Raw genomic sequence first — 21,400 nt, 5'->3', positions numbered from 1 at the left:
CCGGGCCGGTTTGCCGAGGCGGTGCTGGGTTTCGCTAGTCCGTCGCCTTCGCCGCTCGCTCGACGATCCGGGTCACCGACTTCGGGTCGCTGATCAGGCCGAGGTGGCCGGCCTTGAAGTAGGAGATGTCGGAGCCGGCGCGCTCGGCCATCGACCGCTCCGCGGACGGCGGGATGATCCGGTCCTGGGTACCGATCAGGTACCAGGACGGGATGCTCTTCCAGGCGGGCGCGCCGGACGGCTCGCTCAGCGCGCCGATGGTGGCCGGCCGCTGGGTGGCGGCGAGAATGCGCGCGTCGCGGGCCGAGATCCCGTTGGCGAAGTCGGTCAGGAACGTCGGCGTCTTCAGGTAGAGGTCGGTGGCCGGCGTCGGCGGCAGCGTCGGCGGGATCAGCGTGAACACGGTCGTCGGGTCGGCGACCGACAGCGCCGAGTCGGGCCCGGCCAGCGGCGTCACGGCTTCCCCCGCGGCGGGCGCGAACGCGTCGATGTAGACGAGCGCCCGCACGTTGCCGAGCCCGGTGGCCGCGTTGGTGATGACGGCGCCGCCGTACGAGTGCCCGACCAGAATGACCGGCCCCGGCAGCGTCGCGAGGTAGGCCCGCACGTTGGCCGCGTCCCCCGACAGCGACCGCAGGTTGTTGGGCACCGCCGCGACCGGGTAGCCGTCGTCCTGCAGTTGCCGGACGACCCCGTTCCACCCCGAGGCGTCCGCCCAGGCGCCGTGCACGAGCACCACGGTCGGCTTGCTCCCATGACGATCGCCGGCAAAGGTGGCCGGCGCCCGCACGACCCCGAGAGCGGTGACCGCCAGCGCGACGGCGGCCGCGGCCGCAAGGCGGCGCTTCCACGAACGAGACATGGTGAATCAGCTCCTTTTCGCTGTGTGACGTGTTCGCTGGGCTCGACCACACAGCGCCCGCGGACGTGACACCGGGACCGCCCTGACCCGCAGAACGTGACCGGGGACACACCGGCGCCGACCCAGGCGACCGTGTGGACCCGCCTGCCATCTCTCCGGACGGGCTCGGAAGAGCCCCGAACTCACGAACGACGCCAACTACAGCAACTCACTGGACCGCCGCATGCGTCGCGCCTCACCCTCGCCCGCAGGGCTGTGGCCGAGCCCGACGTAAATACATGACATGAGACGGCCGTCGATGCCCTGACCCGGGCGCGACACGTCCCGCCGGACGTGAAACGCCCAACGGCGCCGCCGGGGGAGGCGGCGCCGTTGGAACGGCGGGACGGGGAACGTTACTGCTTGAGGGCCTTGGCGGCCGGCGTCCAGGTGGACTCGTCGTGGACGTCGGCCACCTTGATCGAGTGGGCGATCTTCGTCAGCTCGCCCGGCGACAGGTTCGCGCCCGTCCCCTCGTCGCTGATCTGGACCTGGACCTTGCCGTCGGCGCTCCAGACGTTGCAGAAACCGTTGGCGTAGCACTTGGTCTGGCCGGCCTTGGCGCTCTGGTTCGAGTTCTGGCTCGGCACCACGAAGATGTTGAAGCTGTTCTTGATGGTGCCGTCGACGGTGTCGTACGGCTGGGTCAGCCCGGTGGCCGCCGGCGCCGGCCGGGCGAACGTCGCCCCGCCGAAGTCACCCTCGCGGGCCGCGGCGATGCCGTCCAGGCCGGGCATGGCGTGCGTGCCGGTCTGGACCGCGGTGAACCCGGCCGGCACGTAGCCGACGGTGAACGGCAGCGGGGCCGCGGTGGGCGTGCTCGGCTTGAGGCCGGTCACCAGCGCGCCCAGGTCGGCGAACGACGGGTCGGCGTCGTCGCTGGAGATGGACGTGACCATCGCCCAGGCGTTGTCCGTGTACTCCCAGGCGAGACCCTTGTTGGCCGGGTCGGCCGGGTTCTTCGGGTCGAGGCCGGTGGGCAGCGTCGCCTGCACGGCCTTGTGCCCGGCCACGGTCACCTGCTTGCCGTTGGCGATCCCGGCCGCGTTGAAGGCGCCCGGCCGGTAGACGGTCAGGTACGCGTACAGGGTCGGCTCCCGCTTGCCGTCCTTGAGCTTGCCGGGCGAGACGTCGCCGGAGACGGGCTTGTCGTTCGAGGTGCGGCCGGTCTCGTAGACCGAGGCGATCTGGTACGCCGTCGACGTCACGATCGGGTCCTGCACCTGGAACTTGCCGGCCTCGAAGCCCCGGAACGTGAAGGTGAACGGCGCCGCCTCCACCCACTTGGCGGCCACCGGAGGCGCCGCCGCGGCCGGCGCCGTGGTCGTGCCGGTGGCCGGGGAGGAGGCGTGGGAGGAGAGCGCGAACGAGCCCGCGACCACCACGGCGACCAGCCCGGCCGCGCCGGCCGACGCGAAGCCGGCCCGGCGGCGGCGCTCGGCCCGGCGGCCGGCCGCGACGATGTCGTCGGCGCTGCGGGCCAGGGGCGGCTCGTCGGCCGTCACCGAGTCCACCACGTCATGCAACTGCATTGGTCCACTCCTCCATCGCTTCCCCGGTCAGGTTGATGCGTTCGGCGGCCAGCAGCTCGCGGAGCTTGGCCAGCCCGCGCGACGACTGGCTCTTGGCGGTCCCGACGTTGCAGTCGAGAACCCCCGCGGTGTCCTCGAGGCTCAGGCCGAGATAGTGCCGAAGGAACACGGCCGCCCGTTGCCGGGCCGGCACCGCGTTCAGCGCGGCCCGCAGGCGCAGCCGCTCGTCGGCCGCGGCGGCCGGGTCGGTCAGCGGAACCTCCGGCATGGTGTCGCCCGCCGAGTGCTCGCGCCGCCACGGGCGGCGGGTCTCGTCGATCGCGGCCCGGTACACCATCGTGCGCACGTAAAGATCGGGCCGCTCCAGCTTGCGCCAGCGCGGGTAGAGCTTCACCAGCGCGTTGGCCACGGCGTCCTCGGCCGCGTGCCAGTCACCGCAGGTCACGTACGCCAGCTTGCGCAGCGGCCCCATCTGGAACGTCACGAACTCGCGGAACGCTTGTTCGTCTTCGGCTTTCAAGTCGATTGCCTCCCCTTGTGACGAAGGTGAAACGGTGGGGACGGCCCCGGGAGTTGCACGGCGGGCGGAAAAGTTTCAGTGGGCGAGGCGGTCGTGGTGCAGGGCGGCCCGATGGCGCACCGCGGTCACGAACGGTGACGCCGTCGCGCCGGTGGCGTCCCGGTAGATCAGCAGGCAGGACCGGATGCCCTCGGTGAGGTGCTCGAGCAGGCTGCGGCCGGGCCGCCGCGGGTCGAGCAGGGTCAGCCGCTCGAGCAGCCCGGCGAGGGCCTGTTCGCGATGGGTGGGCAGCAGGTTCTCGACCCAGTCGCGGGCGGAGTCGACCAGCCCGGGCAGGGCCGCCGGGTCGGGCACGAGCCCGCGGCCGACCGCCATCGCCTCGCGGATCAGCTGGGTCACGACGACCCGCGGCGATTCGCCGTGGGCGACGATCCGCAGCACGACGGTGGCCGACACCTCGGAGGCCGGGGCGTCGAGGTCGTCGAGCCGGCCGAACACCGTGACCGGCCGGCAGCCGGCCACCCCGGCCGCGACCTCGGCGGCGGCCGCGAGCCAGTGCGCGGCCGCCACGCAGGCCGCCGCCGGGTCCATCGCCGCGAACAGATCGGGACCGCCCAGCGGCGTCTCGTGCAGCATGCGGTGCGCGGCGACGACCTGCACCGGCGACGGGTCGGCATGATCGAGGGTGGCGGCCTGCGCGGCGCGGCCGGAGAGGTCGCCGAGCCCGGCGCGGGCGAGGGCGTCGACCTCGGCCGCCACCTCGCCCAGCACGACCCGGGTCAGGTCCGGCGATCGGAGCCCGGCGAGCACCCGGCCCAGCGCATGCCCCGCGTCGACGAGCGGACCGGACGAGGGCGAGGACGAGGGGTACGTCTCCCACAGCCGGGCGGACAGGCGGGTGAGCGCCACGCACAGCTCCGCGGCCGACGAAGGGGAGAGCGGCCACGGGCACACGGTTTCGGCCCGGCGCGCGATGCCGGTCGGCCACACGGCGACCACCGTCGTCGAGCCGTGGTCCTGGCAGAGGGCGTACGTCGTCATGACCCGCCCCTGGCCACCTTCGCCAGGCTGACCCGGGTCACCGTGTAGGTGATCGTGGTGCCGTCGCTGACGAACCGGACCGGCTCGCCGGTCGACGCGTTGATGGTCAGGCTCTCGGTGTAGCCGGGGTCGAAGGCCGGCGCGCCGGCGGTCAGCGTGAGCGTGGGCCGGTCGCCGGCGGCGCCGCGCTCGACCGTCACCTCGGGCATGGTCGACAGCAGCCGCAGCACGCCGGCCCGCACCATCGGATCGCCCGCCCCGGCGTACAGGGCGTCGATCGCGTTGCCCCACACCCAGTTGTCGGTCCGGTTGACCTTGCCGCGGTCCTTGACCCCGGGGCCGATCGGGTCGACCGGGGACGACGGGTTCGGCGCCGACGCCATCCGCTGCCGGGCGATCTGCAGGTCGCCGGTGGCCGCGAACCGGGCCGCCGACAGCTCCCGGCGGTAGAGGTCGCCGCCCTCGGTGCGGTGCGCCTGCACCTGGGCGGGGAGGGCGGCACGCGTACGGGCGAAGTAGTAGTCGCCGTTGTCGGCGAACAGGTCGAACACCTTCACCCGCCGGCCGTCGAACAGCTTCTGGTCGCGCAGCACGAGCGTCGCGTCGCCGGTCGGGCGCCGCTCGGCGGCCAGATAGTCGACCAGTTGCAGCAGCGGGGTGCTCGCCGCCTCCGACGTCGCAGCCGAGCTGTCCGGCGCGGCCGCGTCGGTCCGCGTCGCGCCGGCCCCGGCCCCGGCCCCGGTCACCGCGAACGCGGCCGCGGCCGCGGCCAGGACGGCCAGGGCCCCGGCGCCGCCGGTCACCCGCCACGCCGCACGCCGCCGCCGCAACTGCCGGGCCCGCTTCTCGATGTGATCGAAATCGGGCACGAACGGCCGGTCCGCCGCGAGGTAGCGCAGCGCCGCACTGAGGTCTTCCTCGGTGTCGAACATGATCAGTGCTCCCCCCGGTTCAGGACGGACTTGAGTCTGCTCAGCGCCCGGCTGGTCTGGCTCTTCACCGTGCCCTCGCTGCACCCGAGGACCCGGGCGGTCTCCCGCTCGCTGAGCCCCTCGAGGAAGCGCAGGACGACGGTGGCCCGCTGCCGCACGGGCAGGTCCTGCAGCGCCCGGAGGAGGTCGGCGCGGCTCACCACCCCGTCCGAGTAGTCGGGGACGGTGAGGTCGTCGACCTCGACGTCGGCGTCCGTCACCACATGCCGCTGCCGCCGCCACTGGGTCCGCGACTCGTTGATCAGGATGCGGCGCACGTAGGCCACCGGGTCGTCGGCCCGCTGCACCTTCCGCCAGTGGCCGAACGCCTTGGCGAGGGCCTCCTGCACCAGATCGTCGGCCGAGTGGCGATCACCACACAACAAATACGCCGTGCGGTGCAACGAGCCGGAAATGCCGTGCACGAAGTGCCGGAAATCGTCGACGAGTATTTCCGGGGAGAGATCTTCCCTGGTCACGACATGGAGGGACACATCTCTGAGACGCATTCCGAGGCCGGATTGTGCAGCGGCGCCGAGGGTTCAAAAAGGGAAGCGCTACGCCGAGTCGCGGATGATCAATCGGCCGTGGGTGGGCACCAGGTCGTCCGGCTCGAGGCCGAGGGCGGAGCGCGCGGCCCGCCGGCCGTGGCCCTCGCCGTCGATGTGCACGGTGGTCAGCGCCGGGGTGGCGAGCGCGCCGTACTCCGAGTCGTCGAAGCCGATCACGGCCAGGTCGCCGGGCGCGGACAGCCCGAGGTCGTGCATGGCGGTCAGCGCGCGCAGGGCGGTGTCGTCGTCGTAGCCCGCGATCGCGGTCACCCCGCCGTGCGCGTGCCGGAAGGCGGCGAACGCCTCGGCGCCGGCCGCGCGCGGCCGGGGCACGGCGAAGCAGGCCAGCGGCGCGAGCCCGGCCGCCGACGCGGCGAGGTCGGAGAAGCGCAGCCGCACCTCGCCGAGCGGCGGGTCGACCGGGGTGGCGAGCGCGATCCGGGTGTGCCCGCGCGACGCCAGGTAGCGGATCTGCATGTCGGCGTGCGCCGCGAGGCCGTCCTGCCAGCCGCCGCCGATGTCGTCGAGCTCGCGCCCGGTGCGGTAGATCTCGCCGAAGCTGAGCACCGCGCGGGGCCGGATCGCGTCGAGGATCTGCTTGGTCGCCGAGTCGGTGGGCGGCCCGTGCCGCACCAGCAGCACGTGGTCGTGGGCGGCCAGCTCCTGGTCGAGGCCGTGGATGTAGCTGCGCGAGTAGTTGCCCTCGAGCCCGCTCTCGATGTGCAGCACGACGATCCGCGACGAGCCCTCGCGCAGCGCCTTGGCGATGCCGTGCGGGACGTAGCCGAGGTCGCGGGCGGTGCGCAGCACGCGCTCCCGGGTCGCCGGCGAGATCGTCTGGTTGGGGGTCTCGTTGAGCACGAAGCTGACCGTGGCCCGCGAGACGCCGCTGGCGGCGGCCACGTCCTTGAGCGTCGCGCGCCGGGTCTCGGTCATGGCTGAACGTTACCGACCCTTGCCAACTCTCGAAACATGCCTGTAGCTTTCGTCACTAGCTCGATTTAGTGCTAGCTCGATTAAGTGGCGCTCTACCAGGGGAGGAACCATGCCCGGACCGAGTCTTCAGGACGGCATCGACAAGGCCGGCTCACCAGTGGCGATGCTCTGGAGACCGGGCGCCGCGCCGTGGACGCCGGAGGTGGTGGAGCGGGAGTACGCGGGCTGGCGCCAGGAGCAGGCGGCCTGGCACCGGGGGGTGTCGATCTCCGACCTCTCCCACCACATGTACGACATGGTCATCACCGGGCCGGACGCCACCCGGCTGCTGGCCGCGGTGAGCGCCAACAACTACGAGAAGTTCGCGATCGGGCAGGCCAAGCAGATCGTCCCGGTCAACCGCGACGGCTTCATCGTCACCGACGGCATCCTGCTGCGCCGGGCCGAGCGGGAGTACACGCTCAGCGGCGTGCCCGCGTCCCAGCACTGGGTGCAGTGGCACGGCGAGCGCGGCGGCTACGACGTCGCCTTCACCACCGACCCCTCCTCGGCGTACCGGCCGGGCGGCGGGGATCCGGGGCTGTTCCGGTACCAGATCCAGGGGCCGCTGGCCCAGCAGCTGGTCGAGTCGGCCTTCGGCGGGCCGCTGCCGGTCACCAAGTTCTTCCACACCACCCTGGTCACGCTCGGCGGCCGGAACTTCCGGGCGCTGCGGCACGGGATGGCGGGGCAGGCCGGGTACGAGTTCATCGGCGATTGGCGGGATTCCGCGTACGTCAAGGAAGCCCTCATGAAGGCCGGTGAACCGCTGGGGCTGGTGCACGTCGGGGCGCTCGCCTACACGACGGCCTCGGTGGAGAGCGGCTGGATCCCGTCGCCGACGCCGGCCGTCTACACCGACCCCGAGCTCGCCGAGTACCGGCGCTGGCTGCCGTTCTTCGGCATCGAGGGGCAGCGCCCGCTGCACGGCAGCTTCCACTCCCCCGACATCGAGGACTACTACGTCACCCCGTACGAGCTCGGGTACGGCCGGCTGGTCCACCTCGACCACGACTTCATCGGCCGGGACGCCCTGGCCAAGGCCAAGGACAACGTGCGGTACTCGAAGGTCACCCTGGTCTTCGATCAGGAGGATCTGCCGGCCCGGGACTTCTTCCTCAGCTACGCCCGCAACCGCATCGAGACGACCGGCGGCGACCTGGTCGGCACCACGTACCACACCGCCTCGCTGGCGCCCTACGACGCCGTCCTCGCGCTCTCGCTGGTGAACGTCGAGCACGCCACCCCCGGCACCCGCGTCGAGGTGGTCTGGGGCGACGACCCCGGCACCGGCGAAACGGCCGACTTCCCGCGCCTGCGCGCCACGGTGCAGCCCGCGCCGTACAACGAGCACGCCCGCACCCAGTACCGGCGCGACTGAGACATGACCGGAGCGCTCACCCTGCTGGACGGCTTCTCGCTGGAGATGACCGGCAAGGACGTCGCCGAGCTGGCCGCGGCGCGGTCGGTCGTGCCGGCCGGGACCCGGATCAACGTCACGTTCCTCGGCAACGAGGACCTGCCCATGCGGGTCGCCGCCGCCCGGGCCGTGAAGGACCTGTCGTGCGTGCCGGTCCCGCATGTCTCGGCCCGGCGGCTGACCTCCGAGGCCGAGCTGGCCGAGTTCCTCGCGGCGCTGCGGGCCGAGGGCGCGGCCGAGGAGATCTTCGCGGTCGGCGGCGATCCGAGCGAGCCCCATGGCCCGTACGCGGACGCCTTGTCGCTGATCCGGTCCGGCCTGCTGGAGCGGTTCGGCGTCCGCCGGGTCGCCGTCGCCGGCTATCCGGAAGGGCACCCGGGCATCCCCGGCGACGTGCTGTGGCCGGCCCTGACCGACAAGCACGCGGCCCTGCGCGAACGGGGCCTGGCCTGCGAGATCATCACCCAGTTCGGCTTCGACGTCGACCCGGTGCTGGACTGGATCGAGTCGCTGCGCGAGCGCGGGATCGACGCGCCGGTGCGGATCGGCGTGCCCGGCCCGGCCGGCGTGCGGCGGCTGCTGCGGTTCGCGTCCCGGTTCGGCGTCGGCACCAGCGCCGGCATCGCCCGCAAGTACGGCCTGTCGCTGACCAACCTGATGGGCACGGCCGGCCCGGACCGCTTCCTGCGCACGCTCGCCACCGACTACCACCCCGGCCGGCACGGCGAGATCAAGCTGCACTTCTACACGTTCGGCGGCCTGCGGGCGACGTCGGAGTGGATAACCACCTTCGCGGAAGGAGGGCTGACGTGACGATCACCCAGGTAGCGCCCCTGATGAAGACGTCGCCCACACCAGCACCGAATCAGGCCTCGCTCATCGTGCACGGCCGCGACCGCACCGGCATCGTGGCGGCGGTGGGCGCCGTGCTCGGCCGGCACAAGGCCAACATCGTGTCGCTCGACCAGTACTCCGACAACCCGCACGGCGGGGCCTTCTTCCAGCGTACGGTGTTCGGCCTCGACAACCTGAAGGCCGCTCTCCCGCAGCTGGACGCCGACCTCAAGGCCGGGCTCGGCACGGGATTCGAGCTCGAGTTCACGCTGCGCGACATGTCGATCCCGAAGCGGGTGGCCATCTTCGCCTCGAAGGCCGACCACTGCCTGCTCGACCTGCTGTGGCGGCACCGGCGCGGCGAGCTGCCGATCGCCGTGTCCATGGTGATCTCCAACCACGCCGACACGGCCGACGAGGTGCGCGCGTTCGGCATCCCGTTCTTCCACGTGCCGTCGGCCGGGGCGGACAAGTCGGCGGCCGAGGCCGAGCACCTGCGGCTGTTGCGCGGCAACGTCGACTTCGTGGTGCTCGCCCGCTACATGCAGATCCTGTCGGGCGGCTTCATCGCCGGGGCGGGCGTGCCGATCATCAACATCCATCACTCGTTCCTGCCTGCGTTCATCGGCGCCGGCCCCTACGCGAAGGCCAAGGAGCGCGGGGTGAAGCTGGTCGGCGCCACCGCGCACTACGTCACCGAGGATCTCGACGAAGGACCGATCATCGAGCAGGACGTGGTACGGGTCAGCCATGCCGACTCGGTGGCCGAGCTGCAGCGCCGGGGCGCCGACGTCGAGCGGGCCGTGCTGTCCCGGGCGGTCCGGTGGCACAGCGAGGACCGTGTCATCCGGCACGAGAACCACACGATCGTGTTCCCCGGATGACCGTGCACATCGACGGCAAGGCCGTCGCCGCCCGGGTCCGCGCCCAGGTCGGCCGGGACGTGGCGGCCCTGAGCCGCAAGCCCGGCCTGGCCACCGTGCTGGTCGGCGACGACCCGGCGAGCGCCGTCTACGTGGCGAGCAAGCGCCGGGCGGTCCGCGAGGCCGGCATGCGCGACCTGCACCGCTCGCTGCCCGCCACCGCCACCCAGGCCGAGGTGGCGGCCGTGCTCGACGAGCTGGCCGCCGACCCCGGCGCCGACGGCATCCTGCTGCAACTGCCGCTGCCGGCCGGCCTCGACGCGGCCGCGCTGATCGACCGCATCCCGGTCGGCAAGGACGTCGACGGGCTCACCACGCACAGCGCCGGGCTGCTGGCGCGGGGCGAGCACGGCCTGCGCCCGTGCACGCCGAGCGGCGTGATCGAGCTGCTGGAGTCCGAGGGCGTGAAGATGCGCGGCGCGCGGGCCGTCGTGGTGGGCCGGTCGGCGCTGGTCGGTCACCCGATGGCCGAGATGCTGACCCAGCGGGACGCGACCGTGACGCTCGCCCACAAGCACACCCCCGACCTCGCGGCCGTGACCCGGGAGGCGGACATCCTGGTGGTCGCGGCCGGGGTGCGCGGCCTGATCGGCGCCGGGCACGTCAAGCCGGGCGCGACCGTCGTCGACGTCGGCATCCACCGCACCCCGGACGGGCTGGCCGGCGACGTGCGCGCGGCCGAGGTCGACGGCGTCGCGGCCCGGGTGACGCCGGTGCCGGGCGGGGTCGGCCCGATGACGATCGCCATGCTGATGGCGAACACCCTGCGGGCCGCCCGCTGGGCCGGGGGCACAGTGGACGGTCCGTGACACGAGGGGCTCTACGCGTACGCGTCGAAGGGGATCCCGGCCGGCTTGGAAACGTTGAGCAGGTACTCGAACGAGCCGTCCTTGATCTTGATGGTGGCCGCGCCGAAGTCCGCCGCCATCAGCTTGTCGCGCAGCTCGGCGGTGGGCCATCCGGTCCAGTCGACCAGCGGCGGGTAACGCCAGTTGTGGTAGTGGTTCTCCGGCGGCTCGTCGTTGCCGTTGGCGAGCCGGAAGAAGTGGGTCGAGGCGCCGTCCTTGTGGTAGACGACCTTCGGGTGGCTGCCGTCGAAGCGCACCGCCGACCGGGCGTAGGTCACCTGCGAGCTGTGCTGCGTGGTCGTCACGTACTCGACCTGGTTGGTCGCCTGGTTCACCCACGAGATGACGTGCTCCCAGTCGTGCCGGTGCCCGCCGAGCCCGCTGCCGGCCACCGCCTGGTCCTTCTCGAAGTAGCTGGCGTAGACGACCGCGCACCAGCCGTGGTCGCACTTCGATCGGGCGTACGTCTGGGAGTTGTCGAGATCCCACTGGTCGCGGCAGCTGCCGTTGACCGCGCCGGTGGTCTTGAGGCCCGCGTTGAGCGTGCCGTCCGGGCCGATCGCGGGGACGGCGTAGCAGCCGTCGGTGTCGTAGTCGTAGGCCGGGGAGAACGATTGCTCGTAGCCGCCGGCGTTCTGGGGGAGGTTGTGCGGCGGGTCGGCGAGCGCGGGTGTGGCGGGGACCACAATGAGGAGGGCGGCGATGCCGGCCGCGACTCCGATCCGGGAAAGAGGACGGGTACGGCGCATGAGTCGGTGACCCTTCGTCGTATTTCGCCACGATTTCGTGGCCCGGAAATGATCCTCACCGGTCGGATAGAGATCAGTCAATAACACCCCGTTCCGGAACCGGAAGATCACAACCGGTCACAACGGTGACGTACCGTCCCAACGGCGGATTGACTGGCGCAACGTGAAGATATATCTGTTCTTTGCGATGTTCTGCCCGGCGCGGGCGACCCCTGCTTGCGGGGCTGGATAACACGCTCGTGTCAGGAGGAATCGACGGATGCCGGGACAGACCGTCTCTCAAGGCCCCCGCGACGTTCGCGTGAACGGCGCCGGCGCCAACGGCAAGGTCCCGAAGCTCAAGTCGAAGCGGCAGAAGGCCCCGCTCTGGGCAAAAGCGGTCACCGCGGTGGGCACGTTCATGGCCGTCCTGGCCATCACCGGCATCGTGAGCGTCAAGTACTTCCTGGGTCAGCTGACCAACAACATCCAGACCACGTCGAGCGTCCTCGACGACGAGACGGCCGGCACCAAGACGGCCGCCGGCAAGCTGCCCGACGGCGCGATGAACCTGCTGCTGCTCGGCCTCGACACCCGGGCCGGCTGGGAGGAGAAGGGCGAGACGTCCCGCTCCGACACGATGCTGATCCTGCACATCCCGTCCGACCGCCAGCAGGCGTACATGATCTCGATCCCGCGCGACATGGACGTGCAGATCCCGGCGGACCGGACGCTCGGCACGCCGGCCCAGGTCGGGAAGATCAATGGGGCGTACGCGACCGGCTCCGAGAACAAGCGAGGCTGGACCGGCGGCGCGAAGCTCGCCACTAAGACCGTGCACGAGCTGACCGGCATCGACTTCAACGGCGTCGTGATCATCGACTTCAACGGCTTCCAGGGCATGCTCAACGCCATGGGCGGCGTCTACATGTGCGTCGACAAGGACGTCTGGTCGAGCCACTACATCATCGTCGACGGCAAGGTGCAGTACGCGGTGGGCGCCGACCCGCAGTCCCCGCCCAGGAACGCCCTCTGGTTCAAGAAGGGCTGCCGCGAGATGAAGCCGTGGGAGGCGCTCGAGTTCTCCCGCATCCGGCACTCCAGCAACGGCGACTACGACCGCCAGCGGCACCAGCAGCAGTTGCTGCGGGCGATGGCCAAGAAGGCGACCAGCGCCGGCATCCTGACCAACCCGGCCAAGGTGTCGGCCATCCTCAAGGCCGCCGGCACGTCGCTGAAGATGGACACCCACGGCGTGAGCGTCGAGGACTTCATGTTCGGCCTGAAGGGCCTGGCCGCCGGCGACCTGATCCCGGTCAAGACCAACAACGGCACGTACGCGAAGTCCCTGCTCGGCAGCGGCGAGGGCATCACCCAGAGCACGAAGGACCTGTTCAAGGCCACCGCCGACGACAACCTGCGCAACTACCTGGGCCGCCACCCCGAGCTCCTGCTCACCGACGGCAGCTCCGGCTCCGGCTCCTAGCCCGCCGAGCCGCGTCGCCGATGAGCGTCGTCCTGGCGCTTCTCGCCGCGCTCGCCTACGGCGTCGGCGACTTCGTCGGCGGCCTCGGCGGCCGGCGCTCCCCGCCCGCGCTGATGCCGGTCGCGGTCCAGATCGTCGGGGTGCTCGCGGCGGTCATCGGGGTCGTAGCGCTCGGCGGGACACCGACCTCCCACGTTCTGGCCTGGGGCGCGCTCAGCGGAATCGGCAGCGGAATCGGCAACATCTGCCTGCTCCGCGGCCTCGCCACGGGGCAGATGAGTGTCGTCGCTCCGCTCTCGGCCGTGATCACCGCGGCCTTGCCGGCCGTGGTCGGTCTGCTCTCCGGCGACCATCTCACCGGGTGGGGCTGGCTGGGGATCGTCCTGGCGCTCCCCGCCGTGGCCCTGGCCTCGTGGTCCGGGCCCGGCGCCGGCTTCCGGACGGCGGACGCCGCCTACGGCCTCGTCGCCGGCCTCGGTTTCGGGCTTCTGTTCGTCGCCCTCGACCGGGCCGGAACCGACGCCCGCGCCTGGCCGCTGCTTCCTGGGCAGCTCGTCGCCCTGGCCATCGTGGTGGCGGCCGCGGTGCCGGCGATGGTCCGGATGCGCCGCGCCCGCGAGCCGCTGAAGGCGGCGGCCGTCGCCCGATGGGGCGGCGCGGCCGGGCTGCTGGGCGCGTGCGCCAACCTGCTGTTCCTGTTCGCCACCGGAGCCGGGCAACTGACCATCACCGCGGTCCTGGCCGGCCTGTACCCGGCGTTCACCGTCATCCTGGCCGCCGCCGTCCTGCGCGAACGCATCAACCGCGGCCAGCAGGCCGGTCTCCTGGCCGCCGGCGCCTCCATCGTCCTGCTCATCACCGGCGGCTAGACCCGGCCGATGCCGAGTCCGGTTGCTGCTGCGGTGACGTTGTCCGACGCTGAGCGGGCCGAGTTGGTGCGGGCGGCACGCTTTGCCGGCGGCGGTGGAGGACGCCCGGTCCCGTTGTTTGCGCGCCTTTCCCGGCCGGTGCCGGGCGGCGGCCGAGGAGTTCCGGGTTGCGCATGCCCGGCACCGCACCGGGCCGTCCCACCGGCACCGGCCCACCCTGAGTCGGGCGGTCGTGAGCAGGGCGGCCCCGACTGGCCGGAGATCGAGGTCAAGACCGGCCCGAACGGATGGCCCGAGACCCGCATTCCCCGACGCCGGCCTCGACTCGAACGCCCGGCAGACCACCGCCCGCCGAGCGAACCGGGAAGCCGCGCCGCCGCCACCTCGGCGGGCACGGAAGACTCCGCGCCTCGAGTGCTTTCCGGGCAACCACACGGCGTCGGCCGGGCCGCGCCTTTCAGGTCAGCCGGAGTGCGTATTACACGATCCCGTGACGTTGTCCGCCACCGTCGCCGATCGGCGGAAAACCGCCACCAGAAACGCGGACCTCCCCGCCAAAAGATTGACCCGCCCACCAATATTCAGCTCGTGAATACGGTGGCTCACCGGCGACCTCGAACGCCATGGCCAGAAGTCCCGCCCGCCGGCCAGGAGAGGCTCCTAAACGGCCAGGATGTCGTCGAGGCGGCCCTTCCAGCCGTTCAGCGTCGGGGCCGGGTCGCTGTCCAGGACGTCAGCCAGCAGGGTGGCGTAGACGTCCCGGAAGTCGGTCGTGTACTTGAGGTCGCCCTCGTCGAGGTCGGTCAGGCTGGGCGCCTCGCCGTAGAGGCCGCCCTTCACGCCGGCGCCGAGCAGGAACATCGACGAGGCCGTGCCGTGGTCGGTGCCGTCGGAGGCGTTGGCGGTGACGCGGCGGCCGAACTCCGAGTAGACGGCGACCACCACGTTGCGGCCGGCCTCGGTGCGCGACATCCGGTCGGCGAACGCGGCCAGCGGCTTGTCGAGCTTGGTGAGCTGGTTCTCCTGGGCCGCCTTCTCGTCGGCGTGCAGATCGAAACCGCCCAGCGACACCGAGTAGACGCGGGTCGCGGCGCCCGCCTCGACGCACTTGGCGACCAGCGCCAGCTGGGCCTCCAGGGGCTGGGTGGCGCCGCCGGTGGCGGTGGCGACGGAGTCCTCGTCGTCGTCGGGGGCGGCGGCCGCGACGTCGTGCATCAGGTCCTGGATGCGGGTCAGGTCGGTGAAGCAGGCGGCGGCGCGGGCCCGGGCGGCGGGCTCGGCGGCGTCGGCGCGGCCGAGGGCGGTCAGCTCGGCGGTGGTCACGCCGGCGGGCAGGTCGACCGAACCGCCGGGGACGGTGGCGCCCGCGCTGTGCGCGCCCGCGAGCAGGGGCGGCAGCACCGGCTCGAAGGAAACGGCGAGCCGCGGGTCGCCGCCGGACGCGTCCAGCCAGCGGCCGAGCCAGCCCGTGTTCTCGGGGCGGTCGGGGCGGCCGGACTGCCAGATGTCCATCGACCGGAAATGGCTGCGGTCGGGCTTGGGGTAGCCGACGCCGCGGACCACGGCCAGCCGGTCGGCCTGGAAAAGCTGGTGCAGGCCGGTCATCGCGGGGTTGAGGCCGAACGCATCGTCGAGCTTGAGGACCTTGCCGGCGTCGTAGGCGAGGGCCGGTCGGGCCTTGGCGTACGCGGGATCGGCGTACGGGATGACGGTGTTGAGCCCGTCGTTGCCCCCGTAGAGCGTCACCAGCACCAGGGTTCGCGCCGAGGGATCGCGGTCGCCGGCGGTGCGCAGGATGTCGGTGAGCGCGTAGGCGCCCCCGCCGGCGACGGCAAGACCGCCGGCCGCGACGCCGCTCGCGACGAGGAACCGGCGGCGGGTGATGGCGTCCATGGTCGTGGCCTCCTCAGTGGACGGTGTATTCGGGCGTGGCGAGGGCGAGCGCGAGCAGCCGCTTGGGTTGCTTGGCCACGGGGGTGAGCACGGCGGCGGTCCGGTCGCTCCAGGCATCGACGGCGAGCAGGGCGGCGAGCGCGTCGAGCCGGTCGCCGGCGGCGGTGTCGGTGAGCTTCTGCACGGCGGCGGGGGCGAGCGCGGTGAGTGCCAGCCCGGTGCGCAGCCGGGCCTGGGCGGCCGCGGTGGTGAGCCAGGCCTCCCCCGCCGGCCATCCGCCCACGCTCGGCGGCCGCAGGGGAATCTGGCCGAGCGCGCGGAGACCGGCGAGGATCTGCTTGCGGCCCTTCTGCGGATCAACACCGAGCTGGCGTACGGCGCCCAGCGTCCACTCGACGGGCTGCTTCACGAGGTGCCCGGCCGTCTGCGGGAACGCCGGATCGAGGGCGAGCGCCCGGAGCATGGCGGTCACGTCGTTGCCCGCGCCGGCCAGGGACGCCGGAACGGGCTGGTCGCCGGAGCCGTAGCGCAGCCAGACCCGGCCGGCCAGGAAGGGCACGTGCGCGGGGTGGCGGACGAGCAGGTCGGCGAAGCCGTCCACGTCGAGCGGGCCGGTGTGGCCGAGCAGCGTGACCGGGCCGGTGGCGTGCCGGCCGGCGACGAGGCGGCTGGTGCTGGCGGCGCGATCGACCTGCCAGCCGGTGAGCACCTTGGCCGCGGCCTTCACGTCGTCCTCGGTGTAGTGGCCGACGCCGAGCGTGAACAGCTCCATGACCTCGCGGGCCAGGTTCTCGTTCGGCGCCTTGCGGGTGTTCTTCTGACCGTCCAGCCACACGATCAGGGCCGGGTCGCGCAGCATGGCCCGGACCAGCGGCCCGGTCGCTCCCGACCCGTACCGGCGAAAGGTCTGCTGTTGTCCGAGCATGAGCCCGGCCGAGCGGACCTTCTGCACGCTGGTCGCCCAATGGCCGTGCCAGAAGAAGGTGAGCTTCTCGGCCGCCGTGCCGCCCGCGGCCATCCGGCCCACCCACCAGGCCGCCGCGTCGGCCACCTGAGCCGCCGCGGCCTGGCGCGCCTTCTGCCGATCCTCCCGGGAAGCGCCCTTGGCCGGCGCGGCCGCCGGATCGGCGCCGAGCGACGGCAGCTCGGCGACGCCGGCGGGCGCGAGAACCCGGGCCACGGTGGCCTCGAGCCCGTCGCGCGCCGCGGCGTCCACCTCGGCCGCCGTCGGCCCGAACGTCAGCCGCCGCAGGACGTGGGAAACCACGCGTCGGTCCGTCATGCGGACGACGCTAGGCCGCCCGTGTAAGCGTCACGTAAGGGCCAGGTCAGGCGGCGGTCATCGATGGGGGTTCGTCGCTCCCCCGTTGGTGCCGCCGCCGCCATTGTTGTTGCCGCCGTTGTTGCCGCCGTTGTTGCCGCCGTTGCTGTTGCCGCCGCCGTTGTTGCCGCCGCCGTTGTTGCCGCCGAGCGGGTCGCAGGTGCCGCCGACCAGCGTGAGCGCGCAGGTGTTGGCCGGCTGCTGGGGCGGCGGCGCGGCCGGCTTCACGCCGTTGCCGAACTTCTCCGGGTCGCCGGTGTCGACCCGCTGGGGGAAGTCGGCGTTCTTCAGGCTCAGCTTGTCGGCCGCGGTGTCGAGGAACTTCTTCCAGATCTCGCCCGGGGTGGCGCGGCCGAACATGTCGCCGCCGGTGTCCGGGTTCTTGAGCCGCACCCGCTGATCCTTGCCGCCGACCCACACCGTGGCCGACAGCTGCGGGATGCCGCCGACGAACCAGCAGTCGCCGGAGCCGCCGTCGCGGCCGCCGCCGTTGGTGTACTCCCAGGTGCCCGACTTCGCGACACTCTCGCGGCCGTTGCGCAGGTCGAGGTCGTCGGCGATGACGATCTTCTTGAGCACGCCGTTGAGGTTGGACATCTCGTCGGCGCCGAAGGCCCGGTTGCCGCCGACCTTCTCCGGGTTCAGGTACGAGACCTTGCCGGTGTCCGGGTCGACCCGCTTGACCTGCCGGATGAAGTGGGCGGCGTGGTGCACGCCCCCGTTGATGATCGTCGAGACGCCCTCGGCGTGCTCGAGCGGCAGAACCCGGTACTGGCCGAACGCGATCTCATTGTCGAAGTAGCCGGACTTCAGCCAGGTCGACTTGTCGGTCTTGGTGAGGTCGACCAGCTTGCCGTTCGGGAACTGCTTGTTGCCGTCGGTCCACAGATGCTTGAGGCCGGCCGCCTTCGCCGCCGAGATGACCTTGTCGCGTCCGATCTCGTCGGCGAGGAAATAGAAGGCGAAGTTGTACGACTTGACGGTCGCCGTCTCGAGATCACAGTCCTTGGGCCGGCTTCCGCAGATCTTGCCCGGGTCCGCGCCGGCGTTGCTGATCTCGGTGCCGTTGGTCCGCTTCTGCGTGCTGTCCCAGATGCTCTTGAAGGACGCGCCCTCCTTGAGCCCCGCGGCCAGCGTGTAGACCTTGAAGCTCGAGCCCGGCGACTGGCCGCCGAGGATCTGGGTGCCGTCCCCGGACAGGTAGCCGGCGTAGTCGGTGCCGTTCGGGTCGTCGCCGGCGTAGTAGCCGAGCACCCGGCCGGTGGCCGGATCGATGCCGACCAGCGCCGCCTGGTACGTCTTCGGGGTGTCGTGCATCGGCGAGGTCTTGCTGGTGCGGGAGGCCGCCTGCTCGGCCGCCTTCTGCACGTCGGGGTCGATCGTGGTGGTGATGGTCAGGCCGCCCTTGTCGAACTCCGACCGGTCGATGCCGAGCTGCGTCAGCTCGGCCTTCACGTGCCGGAAGATCATGCCGACCGGCTTGTCGGCGGCGCACGTCTTGCACGAGCTGGCGCTGGGCTTGCGGACCGCCGGGTACTTGCGGGCGGCGTACTCGGCCGGAGTGATCCAGTTCTTCTCCAGCATGTTCTTCATCGTGTACTCCCAGCGGTCCTTGGCGTCCGGGAGGTTGTAGTTGGGGTCGAACCCCCGGGAGGTGTCGTCGGGATAGGGCTGCTTGATGATCGAGGCGAGGACCGCCGCTTCGCTCGGCGTGATGGCGTTCTTCTGACCGGCCGGGGTGGTCACCGACTTGCCGAAGTAGCCCTGCGCCGCGGCCTCGATGCCGTACCGGCCCTCACCGAGGTCGACGTAGTTCAGGTACATGCCCATGATCTGGTCTTTGTTGTACTGCGACTCCAGCTTGCGGGCGATGACCGCCTCACGAAGCTTGCGGTTGATGCTGATCGCCTTCAGATCGGCGGCGTGCCGCGCGTACTGCTGCGTGATCGTCGACGCGCCCTGCGTCGCCCCGCCGGTGAAGTTGTTCCACGCGGCCCGGACGATGCCTTTCACGTCGATGCCGTGGTGGGTGTAGAAGTTCTTGTCCTCGGCGGCCGCGACGGCGTGCTCGACGACCTTGTTGATCTTCTCCTCGGGGACGACCGTGCGGTTCGCCTCGCCCAGGCGGGCCAGGACGGATCCCTTGGCGTCGAGGATCACGTTGGACTGGTCCTCGGTGACCGGCGGGGGCAGGGCGACGTCGTCGAAGAAGTAGGTGCCGCCGACGACGCCGGCGCCCAGGAGGATGACCACGACGGCGGCCGCGGCGGTGAGGATGTTGGTGCGGCGGCGGCGCTTGGCCGCCTTCGATCTGTCCTTGCCCTTGGCCTTGCGGGCGGGACCGGCGCCGGGGGTGCGCGGCGCTTCGGGCGCTTGGTCGCCGGGACGGACGGCGGCGCGGGCTACCGAGGCGCTGCCTACTGACGCGCTGCCCACTGAGGTGCTGCCCACCGACGCGCTGCCCACCGACGCTCGGCCACCGACCGACGCGCTCCCGACCGACGCGCTCCCGACCGACGCGCTCCCGACCGAGGCACTGCCCACTGAGGCACTGCCGACCGAAGCGCGGCCGCCGGCCTTGCGGCGATAGGCGTCCGGGGGCGGCGCGGCGCGGCCGGGAACGGCGGCCCGGGCGCGCGGGGACTGCGGTTCGCCGGTCGGGCTCATGCGGTCGCACCTCGGGATGCGCGAGCCGGAAGATACGCTGCGTAATGGATGCAGCTGAGCCGAAAATGAGAAAGGATCTTCCGCAACACACGCATGGCGCCCGAGATTACGGGGCTCCGCCGGCGATTGGCTACTTAAGACGGGATACCCACGAGAACCCCACAAGAATCCAACATTGCATTCTTAATTACGCTGGGTAATTGCTTGCGGAAAGGAAACCTGGACGCGCAGGCCGTCGTGGCCGGTGGAGTGAGCGGCGATCGTCCCGTCGTGGGCCCGGGTGATCGACCGCGCGATCGACAGGCCGAGGCCGGCCCCGCCACTGTGGTCGATGCGGATCCCGGACAGGCGGTGGAACGGCTCGAACAGCCCGGCCACGTCCTCGGGCGGGACGTCGTCGCCCGTGTTCACCACCACGAGGGCGGGGCTGTCTCCCACCCGTACGTCGATCGTGCCGTCTTCGCGGTTGTATTTGATCGCGTTCTGCACGAGGTTCGTGACCAGCCGCTCGAGCAGCACCTGCTCGCCGATCACCACCCGGGGCGCGAGCGTGCTGGTGATCGTGATGCCGGCCTCCCCGGCCCGCGCCCGGTGCGCGTCGAGCACCGCCGCGGTGACCTCGTCGAGCCGCACCGGCGCGCGGGACACCAGCCCCCGGTCGCTCTCGCTGAGCACCAGCAGGCCCTCGATGAGCCGCTCGTTGCGCTGGTTGGTCTCCAGCAACTGGGCGGCCAGCAGCGCGATCTGGCCGGGGTTGAGCTCGCGGGCCATCCCGACCTCGATGAGCGTGCGCTGCACGGCGAGCGGCGTGCGCAGCTCGTGCGACGCGTCGGCGGCGAACCGGCGCTGGGCCTCGTAGCCGACGGCGATGCGGTCCATCATGTCGTCGATCTCGCGGCCGAGATCGTTCACCACGCCCTTGCCCGGGCCGGGACGCAGCCGGTGACCGAGGTTCTGCGGCCCGACGTCGGCGATCACCGGGATCAGGTCGCGCAGCGGGGCCAGGCACCAGCGGACGGCCGCGAGGCAGACGCCGAGGATGACCAGCAGCACGACGGCGCGGGCGGTGGCCGGGGCGACGCTGGGATGACGGAACAACTGCACGCAGACGTACGAGGTGCTGTCCCGGCACGGCGACGGGACCAGCTCGCCCCACAGGTACATGAGCTCGTCGGCGAGCCGTGGCGCGAACGAGGCCGCGATCAGCAGGACGGCGCAGACCAGCAGCATCCGCCGGGCCGGGGACCGGCTCGTCACGAGCCGAGCCGATAGCCGACGCGGGGCACGGTGTGGATCACGGGCGGGTCGCCCAGCTTGCGGCGCAGCGTCATGATCGTCACCCGGACCGAGTTGGTGAACGGGTCGGCGTTCTCGTCCCAGGCCTGCTCGAGCAGGTCCTCGGCGCTGACAACCTGGCCGCCGGCGCGCAGCAGCACGTCGAGGACGGCGAACTCCTTCGGCGACAGCGACAGCACCAGGCCGTCCCGGGACGCCGTGTGCCGGGTCGTGTCGAGCGTGACGCCGTCCTGCTCCAGGACCGGCGGCAGCGCCGGCGCCGACCGCCGGGCCAGCGCCTGGAGCCGGGCGACCAGCTCGGCGAACGCGAACGGCTTGGTCAGGTAGTCGTCGGCGCCCAGGCCGAGCCCCTCGACCCGGTCGCGGATGCCGGCCGCGGCGGTCAGCAGCAGCACCCGGGTGTTGGCGCCCTCCTGGACCAGCCGGCGGCACACCTCGTCGCCGGTGCGTCCCGGCATGTCCCGGTCGAGGACGGCCACGTCGTAGCGGTTGACGCCGAGCCGCTCGAGGGCGCTGTCGCCGTCGTAGACCACGTCGACCGCGATCGACAGCTGTCGCAGCCCCTCGGCGACCGTGTCGGCGAGCATCCGCTCGTCGTCGGCCAGCAGCACTCGCACGCGTCCT

19 protein-coding genes are annotated in these 21,400 nt (G+C 71.9%); 6 read left to right on the top strand and 13 right to left on the bottom strand.

Annotated features, from left to right (window positions below):
• Positions 1-34: 34 nt before the first annotated feature.
• The 7 genes from ACZ6TB_RS09210 to ACZ6TB_RS09180 all read right to left on the bottom strand — a co-directional run bounded on the left by ACZ6TB_RS09210 (position 35) and on the right by ACZ6TB_RS09180 (position 6,452).
• On the bottom strand, positions 35-862 hold the full coding sequence (locus ACZ6TB_RS09210) for an alpha/beta fold hydrolase (protein ID WP_465552330.1): 828 nt from the start codon (positions 860-862) through the stop codon (positions 35-37).
• A 395-nt stretch (positions 863-1,257) separates the two neighbouring features.
• Positions 1,258-2,433, bottom strand: coding sequence for a hypothetical protein (locus ACZ6TB_RS09205; protein ID WP_465552327.1), 1,176 nt, complete (start codon positions 2,431-2,433; stop codon positions 1,258-1,260).
• Positions 2,420-2,953: a SigE family RNA polymerase sigma factor gene (locus ACZ6TB_RS09200; RefSeq protein ID WP_465552325.1), complete on the bottom strand. Its 534-nt coding sequence runs from the start codon at positions 2,951-2,953 to the stop codon at positions 2,420-2,422. The genes ACZ6TB_RS09205 and ACZ6TB_RS09200 overlap by 14 nt, the downstream gene beginning before the upstream one ends.
• Positions 2,954-3,028: 75 nt before the next feature.
• On the bottom strand, positions 3,029-3,994 hold the full coding sequence (locus ACZ6TB_RS09195; protein ID WP_465552323.1) for a hypothetical protein: 966 nt from the start codon (positions 3,992-3,994) through the stop codon (positions 3,029-3,031).
• The gene (locus ACZ6TB_RS09190) at positions 3,991-4,926 is read right to left on the bottom strand and encodes a hypothetical protein (RefSeq protein ID WP_465552321.1); all 936 of its coding nucleotides are present in this window, start codon (positions 4,924-4,926) and stop codon (positions 3,991-3,993) included. Before ACZ6TB_RS09190 ends, ACZ6TB_RS09195 begins: the two co-directional genes overlap by 4 nt.
• A gap of 2 nt (positions 4,927-4,928) precedes the next feature.
• Complete coding sequence (locus ACZ6TB_RS09185; RefSeq protein ID WP_465552319.1) at positions 4,929-5,444, bottom strand: SigE family RNA polymerase sigma factor; 516 nt, start codon at positions 5,442-5,444, stop codon at positions 4,929-4,931.
• Positions 5,445-5,522: 78 nt separating this feature from the next.
• Positions 5,523-6,452: a LacI family DNA-binding transcriptional regulator gene (locus tag ACZ6TB_RS09180; protein ID WP_465552317.1), complete on the bottom strand. Its 930-nt coding sequence runs from the start codon at positions 6,450-6,452 to the stop codon at positions 5,523-5,525.
• A 109-nt stretch (positions 6,453-6,561) separates the two neighbouring features.
• Here ACZ6TB_RS09180 and ACZ6TB_RS09175 point away from each other — a divergent pair, with 109 nt between their 5' ends.
• Genes ACZ6TB_RS09175 through ACZ6TB_RS09160 form a run of 4 tightly spaced genes read left to right on the top strand, consistent with a single transcriptional unit; the run spans position 6,562 to position 10,477 of the window.
• A complete protein-coding gene (locus ACZ6TB_RS09175) occupies positions 6,562-7,872 on the top strand; it encodes an aminomethyl transferase family protein (protein ID WP_465552315.1) in 1,311 nt (436 codons plus the stop codon).
• 3 nt (positions 7,873-7,875) lie between these two features.
• Entirely contained in the window at positions 7,876-8,724 is an 849-nt protein-coding gene (locus tag ACZ6TB_RS09170; protein ID WP_465552313.1) for a methylenetetrahydrofolate reductase, read from the top strand.
• Positions 8,721-9,629 carry a formyltetrahydrofolate deformylase gene (purU, locus tag ACZ6TB_RS09165; protein WP_465552311.1) on the top strand — a complete coding sequence of 303 codons (909 nt, stop codon included), beginning with the start codon at positions 8,721-8,723 and terminating at the stop codon, positions 9,627-9,629. Before ACZ6TB_RS09170 ends, purU begins: the two co-directional genes overlap by 4 nt.
• Positions 9,626-10,477 carry a bifunctional 5,10-methylenetetrahydrofolate dehydrogenase/5,10-methenyltetrahydrofolate cyclohydrolase gene (locus ACZ6TB_RS09160; RefSeq protein WP_465552309.1) on the top strand — a complete coding sequence of 284 codons (852 nt, stop codon included), beginning with the start codon at positions 9,626-9,628 and terminating at the stop codon, positions 10,475-10,477. Before purU ends, ACZ6TB_RS09160 begins: the two co-directional genes overlap by 4 nt.
• Positions 10,478-10,488: 11 nt before the next feature.
• Here ACZ6TB_RS09160 and ACZ6TB_RS09155 read toward each other — a convergent pair whose 3' ends face one another.
• Entirely contained in the window at positions 10,489-11,265 is a 777-nt protein-coding gene (locus tag ACZ6TB_RS09155; protein ID WP_465552307.1) for an NPP1 family protein, read from the bottom strand.
• Positions 11,266-11,524: 259 nt separating this feature from the next.
• Between ACZ6TB_RS09155 and ACZ6TB_RS09150 the strand changes: the two genes are divergently transcribed.
• Together ACZ6TB_RS09150 and ACZ6TB_RS09145 are read left to right on the top strand one after the other, a co-directional pair.
• Positions 11,525-12,730 carry an LCP family protein gene (locus ACZ6TB_RS09150; RefSeq protein WP_465552305.1) on the top strand — a complete coding sequence of 402 codons (1,206 nt, stop codon included), beginning with the start codon at positions 11,525-11,527 and terminating at the stop codon, positions 12,728-12,730.
• 20 nt (positions 12,731-12,750) lie between these two features.
• Positions 12,751-13,599: an EamA family transporter gene (locus tag ACZ6TB_RS09145; protein ID WP_465552303.1), complete on the top strand. Its 849-nt coding sequence runs from the start codon at positions 12,751-12,753 to the stop codon at positions 13,597-13,599.
• Between the two features lie 660 nt (positions 13,600-14,259).
• On the opposite strand, the gene ACZ6TB_RS09140 is transcribed toward ACZ6TB_RS09145, so the two are convergent.
• The 5 genes from ACZ6TB_RS09140 to ACZ6TB_RS09120 all read right to left on the bottom strand — a co-directional run bounded on the left by ACZ6TB_RS09140 (position 14,260) and on the right by ACZ6TB_RS09120 (position 21,393).
• Positions 14,260-15,492, bottom strand: coding sequence for a DUF1501 domain-containing protein (locus tag ACZ6TB_RS09140; protein WP_465552301.1), 1,233 nt, complete (start codon positions 15,490-15,492; stop codon positions 14,260-14,262).
• Between the two features lie 13 nt (positions 15,493-15,505).
• Positions 15,506-16,774 (bottom strand): DUF1800 domain-containing protein, encoded by a 1,269-nt coding sequence (locus ACZ6TB_RS09135; protein WP_465552299.1) that lies wholly within the window; start codon positions 16,772-16,774, stop codon positions 15,506-15,508.
• Between the two features lie 57 nt (positions 16,775-16,831).
• Positions 16,832-19,480, bottom strand: coding sequence for a transglycosylase domain-containing protein (locus tag ACZ6TB_RS09130; RefSeq protein ID WP_465552297.1), 2,649 nt, complete (start codon positions 19,478-19,480; stop codon positions 16,832-16,834).
• Positions 19,481-19,663: 183 nt separating this feature from the next.
• Positions 19,664-20,737: a sensor histidine kinase gene (locus ACZ6TB_RS09125; protein WP_465552295.1), complete on the bottom strand. Its 1,074-nt coding sequence runs from the start codon at positions 20,735-20,737 to the stop codon at positions 19,664-19,666.
• Entirely contained in the window at positions 20,734-21,393 is a 660-nt protein-coding gene (locus tag ACZ6TB_RS09120) for a response regulator transcription factor (protein WP_465552293.1), read from the bottom strand. Before ACZ6TB_RS09120 ends, ACZ6TB_RS09125 begins: the two co-directional genes overlap by 4 nt.
• Positions 21,394-21,400 lie beyond the last annotated feature (7 nt).

This window comes from Actinoplanes sp. NPDC051537 (assembly GCF_055586105.1).
This window is presented reverse-complemented; position numbering and strand designations above follow the sequence as displayed.